We start from the raw sequence: 6,684 nt of genomic DNA on the forward strand, positions 1-6,684 counted from the left end.
GTGTAACGGTAATAAATAAAGGCCATCACCAGCATCATTACACCCGGTACGACCATCGCTAAACGCCAGGCTTCGGGCTTCGTATAACCAAACCCAACGATAGCGGCCATAATCAGTGGCATAACCACCTGCGTAATACCACCGCCCAGGTTACCCCAGCCGCCCGCAACGGCATTGGCAGTTCCTTTAATTTTGGGGGCAAACATCATCGACGTATGAAACTGCGTAATTACGAACGAAGCACCGATGGTACCAATCGCCAGCCGGAACAGCAGGAACGTAGTGTAATCATGCGCCAGCCCGACGAGCATAACCGGCAGTGAACCTAGTACGAGCAGCGCTGTATAGGTTTTACGCGGTCCCCATGTATCGCAGAGCTTACCAACCAGTAGTCGGGCGAAAATAGTTGCCGATACAGCAGCAATGATCGTATTGCCCACTTGTGGTTTCGTTAAACCCAGATCGGCGCGAATAGCTGGCATAAGCGGAGCCAGGCCGAACCATCCGAAAAAGCAGACAAAGAAAGTTAACCACGTGATGTGGAAGGTGCGCATTTGTACGCCTTTGAAACTGAGAACGCTTAGTGATTCAAGTGGTTTATTGAGATTCATGATGTTTCAGGTTTGTAGATTTTGATAATAGTGTTTTAGTCTTTTCAGTGTGGCGTCAGGTTCATAAACCTGACGCGTGCGGTTTCTCAAAACCGACACCATCTGTGAGAGTCTGACATCACAGGGCTACTTCTTCACGGCAAAAAAATCCGGACGAATGTTGATCATCAGGTAAGCCCATGTGCCGACTTTATCTTTCTGGTTCATTGTGCCCTGTTTGGTGTATTCCAGCGTATTGGTTCCATTCATAATCGCGTAGCCAGCCTCCAGCGTAGTGAATTTGTTAAGGCTATAATTCGCAACCAGGTCGTATTCTATGCCAAGTTTCGATGCCAGGGGAGTCGCGGGTGCTACGTCGGGCATCCTGTTGAACGTAGTGGAAGCCAGCGCGAAATAATGCACATCGAACGTAGTGCTCAGGCGTTTGCCCGTGTACTTGAACTTCAGATACGCATCCTTTAAGCCGCCCGAAGGCGAGCCTGTACCGGCGTAGAAATAGTCCATCAAACCCCAGAACTTGTGCGGAGTGCCGTACAGCGGATCGAAGCGATTGGTTTCGCCCGATTTGATCGTTGCATCGTTGTTGCCCGACAGAATTTCGTAACCCGGTCCAACGCTCAGTGCACCTTTCTGAATCATAAAGTTTGCCCCGTAATGATGCGCTTTTCTAATTTGCAGGCCGTCGCGGTCGCGCCCGTTTTGCCAGTAACCAAACACCTGCCAGGCAATCGGTAGCGTTTTGCCCGATACGCCCGTCAGCATAGCCCCATACGTAACGCGCGAGTTGATACCCGCTACGTCGTAACGGCGCCCATATACGTAGCCGGCCGTAGCTGACCCAATCGAATCGATTCGGTATTTCTGAAAATCGTCTTTGAAGACCAGCGCCGAGAATTTTGTCGTCTTAAACTTGCGCGTCAGGTACGCCATTTGAAATGACTTATATTGCTGGTTCTGGCCATTCGTACTGACTGCATTCGCAACGACTGGTGCTCCGCCTTTTCCGGTAGTTGGCAGGAAACCCGACGGAATGACCAACGTAACGTTTTGGGTTGACAACGCCGACGTTGGTACGTTAGCGGGCGTATAATAGGTACCAGCCACACCAAATGCATCGGTATTCTGGTTAAAACCAACCCCCAGATCCAGCGACCAGCCTTTATGCTGCGCTTTCAGTAAAGCCGCATCGAACCGACGCCCCTGCTGGAGCCAATCCAGATTCCCGATCAGGCGCGAATCGTCGTAAATCATTTCCTGGCGGCCAATTTTAAGTGACAGATAATCAATGGCTTTGGTGGCAATGGTTGAGTCGGCCCGGTTCAGGAGCACTATGTCCGCCCAGGCCTCGTGGACCATCAGTTTGTTGCCGTCGGCGTTGGAAATGGTGGAGGCATCCTGTCCCCAGATGCGTACATCCTGAACAGCCATTCCGAACGTAACGCGGTCCATTTTGTAGCCAAACGTCAGGCGCGCCCGCTGCGACGTGAACGCGGCTGAAGGCGCACCTTTTACGGGCAGATTGGCCACGCCGTTACGTAGTTCAGTACGTGTTCGGAGCTGTCCGATCAGCGAAAATTGTGCTTTTAATTGAGGTAGTAAACCCAGTGTGAATAACCCCAGTAACGCGACTCGCGTGAGGTGAGAGTTCATCATGATTGATGATTGAAAGTCGGAAATGAACGATGTTGGCAATACGCACCCAACCCCTGCCAAGAGGAAGCTGGTCAGATTATTAGCGAATAGAGAAGCCGGTATTGGGCGACATAAATCTGGTGAGTGAACATACCGGATGGCCCTATCGGCACGAAAGGCAGATTTGCTTTACGTACGTTTTTTCATTTCCTTTGAAGCGTTTGTGTTTTCGCATAAACAAAACCCTGTTGAGCCGGTCCAAAGGTGCCCCCACACCGGATCGGCTTTTTTTAGTTTACTGTTTTCTGTTTACCGTTTTCAGTTGCGCAAAGCGATGATGCGTCAGCTAACTGAAAACGGTAAACAGAAAACAGTAAACTTTCAATACGCCATCGAGACGTTTCGCAGGCATTCCGCCAGATACGACGGATGCAACGTAACGACTTCGCCGATGATGAGCACGGCAGGCGCCCCCACGCCTTGCTCGGCTAGTAACTGCGGCATATTCCAGACCTGGCCCAGTACGCAGTGCTCATCGGCGCGCGTTCCGTTCTGCACTACCGCCATTGGCAAATGACCACGTCCGGCCTGGCAGTATAGTGCACATATCTCAGAAACTTTACTGAGGCCCATCAGCACAATCACGGTTGCTTTCGACTGAACCGCAAGCCGCAGATCGTCGGAGAGCTCGCCGTTACGGGTCGTGCCGGTAATGACCCAGAAACTTTCGCTTACACCCCGGCTCGTGACCGGGATACCCTGTGAAGCCGGTACGCCAATGCTACTCGAAACGCCAGGCACTACTTCGCAGCAAATGCCATACTGGCGTGCATAGGCAAATTCTTCAAAGCCGCGCCCAAATACGTAGGGATCACCGCCCTTGAGCCGAACAACATGGCCATGCTCCTGAGCCAACCGGACGATCAACGTGTTGATTTCGTCCTGCGAGAAGGAAGCTTTACCGGCCCGTTTGCCCACGTACATCTTCAGAGCATGTTCTGGAGCAAACTCTAACAAGGAAGCATTAGCAAGATCGTCGTATAAAATAACGTCGGCCTGCCTAAGCGTCCTGACCCCCTTCAAGGTGATCAATTCGCCGTCGCCGGGACCCGCCCCCACGAGTGTTAGCTTTGGCTGCATAGTATTATCATTTTAGCGGTGAAATAGTAGAAATGTACTATTTATAGTTAAAATCAACTATGTGATACTGTGGTTCAAAATTAGAGTCAAAATTCTTAAAAACAAGATTTTTTCAAAAAAATGTGTTTAAAAAATAACTATAAACAGAATATAAAGTTAGGAATTAATAAAAACACCTTTTAATTTTGACTTGGTTGTTCTGAGGGGAGAATAGCTATTTTGTTAGTAAAGTGCAATAATAAAACAGGGTTTTTACAATATTGTAGTTACTATTAACTATGAATGCACACACAAACAAGCGTGTCGTCGTGATTGGCAACGGCATGGTCGGCTACAAATTCTGCGAAAAATTGGTAGCCAAAGAAAAAAACAACGCGCGCTTTACACTGACGGTTTTTGGGGAAGAACCGCGTGTTGCGTACGATCGTGTTCACCTGAGTGCCTATTTTGCAGGTAAAACGGCGGATGATTTAACTCTGGCGCCTGTAGAATGGTACGCCGACAATGGTATTACGTTATATCTGACCGATCCAATTGTTGATATCGATCGGGAGCGGAAAGAAGTACGGTCGCACCACGGCGTTGTAGTGCCTTATGACTACCTGATTCTGGCAACCGGTTCAGGCGCGTTTGTACCGCCAGTTGCTGGTGTTGAGAAAGACGGGGTTTTCGTGTATCGAACCATCGAAGATCTTGAGCTCATTCAATCGTACGCGCGTAAGGCAAAAAAAGGAGCGGTTCTGGGTGGTGGATTGCTCGGTCTGGAAGCGGCCAAAGCCCTACTGGATTTGGGTATGGAAGAAGCACACGTAGTGGAGTTTGCCCCTCGCCTGATGCCCCGGCAGATTGATGACGCGGGCTCTGGCATTTTACAGCGACAGCTCGAATCGCTCGGTCTAAACATTCACATCTCCAAAAGCACCCAGGAAATAACTGGCGACGACTGTATTACGGGTATGCAGTTTGCCGACGGTTCTCATCTGGATGTCGATATGCTGGTTATTTCAGCCGGTATTCGTCCACGCGATGAACTGGCTAAAGCCGCCGGACTTGATACGCACCCACGCGGAGGAGTTATTGTCGACAACGCATTGCAAACGTCCGATCCATCCATTTTTGCCATTGGCGAATGTGCTGTAGCGCACCATATGATCTATGGGTTGGTGGCACCGGGATATGAGATGGCTGAAGTGGTAGCCTCGCAACTCATTGGCGAAACCAAAGAGTTTAAGCCGTTTGATATGTCGACCAAGCTCAAGCTGATTGGTACGGACGTTGGTAGCTTTGGTGATCCGTTTATCAGTGAGCCAACCTGCCGGACCATCGTTTACGAAAACAAAGCGAAGGGCGTTTATAAACGGATCAACGTATCGGCCGACGGCAAACATCTGCTGGGTGGCATTCTGGTGGGCGACGCCGAACAGTATAATATGCTGTTGCAGACCTGCAAGAACAAAACCATTCTACCGCCTGACCCTGAAGATGTTATTTTAGGATCGCGCGGGGGCGAAGAAGCGGGCGCCGGTGTCATGAGCCTGCCCGACGATGCGCTGATCTGTTCCTGTGAGGCCGTTACCAAAGCCATGCTCTGCCACGAAATTGACGAGAAGGATAACACGACCATTGATGCACTGAAAAAGTCGACGAAAGCCTGTACCGGTTGTGGCGGTTGCACGGCTATGGTAAAAGATCTGATTCAGGGCGTAATGAAGCAGAAAGGCGTTTACGTACGTAACGTCATCTGTGAACACTTCGATTACACGCGTCAGGAATTGTTCGATCTGATTAAAATTAATGGCGTCAAAACCTACACGGGCGTATTGAACACCTTTGGACATGGGGACGGCTGCGAAGTGTGTAAACCGGCCGTAGCGAACATTCTGGCGGGACTTTGGAACGAGAATATTTTGAAGCAGGACCGAGCTCCGATTCAGGATTCGAACGACCGCTTTCTGGCCAATATCCAGCGGGGTGGTACGTACTCGGTGGTGCCACGCGTAGCAGGTGGGGAAATCACGCCCGATAAGCTGATCGTACTGGGTCAGGTGGCGCAGAAATACGGTCTGTACACAAAAATTACGGGTGGGCAACGTATTGATTTGTTTGGCGCGCACGTCGGCGATTTACCCAAAATCTGGGAAGAGCTTATTACAGCTGGCTTCGAAAGTGGACATGCCTACGGAAAATCGCTACGTACTGTAAAGAGTTGCGTTGGTAGCACCTGGTGTCGTTACGGCGTACAGGATTCCGTTACGTTTGCAGTAGAGCTGGAAAACCGCTATAAAGGCTTACGGTCTCCGCACAAACTTAAATCAGGCGTGTCGGGCTGCACGCGCGAATGCGCCGAAGCACAAAGTAAAGATTTCGGGATCATCGCTACGGAAAAAGGCTGGAACGTTTATGTGTGCGGTAATGGTGGTATTAAACCCCAGCACGCCCAACTGCTTGCTTCCGATGTCGATAAAGAAACGTGTATCAAATTGCTCGATCGGTTCCTGATGTTCTACGTGAAAACTGCCGATCCGCTGACACGTACCGCTACGTGGCTGAATAAAATGGAAGGCGGCATGACTTACCTCAAAGCCGTTGTAATTGACGACGTACTGGGTATTGCCGATGAACTGGAGCGCGAGATGCAACTGGTCGTTGATACGTATGCGTGTGAGTGGAAAGAAGTGGTCGAAAATCCCGAACTCCGTAAACGATTCGCGCACTTTGTCAATGCGCCCGAAGTGAAAGACCCGACCGTACAATTCGAGCCTATGCGCGATCAGGTTCGTGCAAAGGAATGGGCGTAAACGTATCCACGGGCTCAAGCCTGTGGATACGTTTGTTTAATACAACTCTACAACTTCATAAGATCAATGGAAGCACTAACTATAGATACTGAAAAACACACCTGGCACGCAGCTTGCCGGGTAGAAGATATACCTGAAGACGGGGGCGCCTGCGCACTGATTGACGGGCGGCAGATTGCTATTTTCAATTTTGTCCGTCGGGGTGAGTGGTACGCTACGGATAACGAATGTCCGCACCGCCAGCAGATGGCACTTGGCCGGGGTATGATTGGTAGCCAGGGAGAAGAGCCGAAGGTGGCTTGTCCATTTCATAAACGCACCTTTTCGCTCAAAACTGGCCATTGCCTGAACGACGACGGATATAAAATCAATACGTTCCCGATTCGGGTAGAACATGGCATTGTGTATGTAGGGATTTGATGAGTTGGATACGTTTACATTTTACTGTCTTCTGTTGGCTGACGAAAGATCAAAACGTATGCGTCAGCAAACAGAAGACAGTA

5 protein-coding genes are annotated in these 6,684 nt (G+C 50.0%); 2 read left to right on the forward strand and 3 right to left on the reverse strand.

Annotation, left to right across the window (positions count from 1 at the left end):
- The 3 genes from ACOJS8_RS18115 to cobA all read right to left on the reverse strand — a co-directional run.
- On the reverse strand, nt 1-611 hold a 611-nt coding region (locus tag ACOJS8_RS18115; protein ID WP_420149956.1), incomplete at its 3' end, for an MFS transporter.
- Between the two features lie 126 nt (nt 612-737).
- Entirely contained in the window at nt 738-2,261 is a 1,524-nt protein-coding gene (locus ACOJS8_RS18120) for an alginate export family protein (RefSeq protein WP_420149960.1), read from the reverse strand.
- 363 nt (nt 2,262-2,624) lie between these two features.
- A complete protein-coding gene (gene cobA, locus ACOJS8_RS18125; protein WP_420149957.1) occupies nt 2,625-3,383 on the reverse strand; it encodes a uroporphyrinogen-III C-methyltransferase in 759 nt (252 codons plus the stop codon).
- 278 nt (nt 3,384-3,661) lie between these two features.
- Here cobA and nirB point away from each other — a divergent pair, with 278 nt between their 5' ends.
- Entirely contained in the window at nt 3,662-6,181 is a 2,520-nt protein-coding gene (gene nirB, locus ACOJS8_RS18130) for a nitrite reductase large subunit NirB (RefSeq protein ID WP_420149958.1), read from the forward strand.
- Between the two features lie 66 nt (nt 6,182-6,247).
- On the forward strand, nt 6,248-6,601 hold the full coding sequence (gene nirD, locus ACOJS8_RS18135) for a nitrite reductase small subunit NirD (protein WP_420149959.1): 354 nt from the start codon (nt 6,248-6,250) through the stop codon (nt 6,599-6,601).
- Nucleotides 6,602-6,684 lie beyond the last annotated feature (83 nt).

The sequence above is a fragment of the Spirosoma sp. genome, from assembly GCF_048594605.1.
GTDB lineage: Bacteria > Bacteroidota > Bacteroidia > Cytophagales > Spirosomataceae > Spirosoma.

Coding starts and splice junctions, on each gene's coding strand:
- ACOJS8_RS18120 (WP_420149960.1), bottom strand. CDS start 2,261: ATGAACTCTCACCTCACGCGAGTCGCGTTACTGGGGTTATTCACACTG.
- nirB (WP_420149958.1), top strand. CDS start 3,662: ATGAATGCACACACAAACAAGCGTGTCGTCGTGATTGGCAACGGCATG.
- nirD (WP_420149959.1), top strand. CDS start 6,248: ATGGAAGCACTAACTATAGATACTGAAAAACACACCTGGCACGCAGCT.
- cobA (WP_420149957.1), bottom strand. CDS start 3,383: ATGCAGCCAAAGCTAACACTCGTGGGGGCGGGTCCCGGCGACGGCGAA.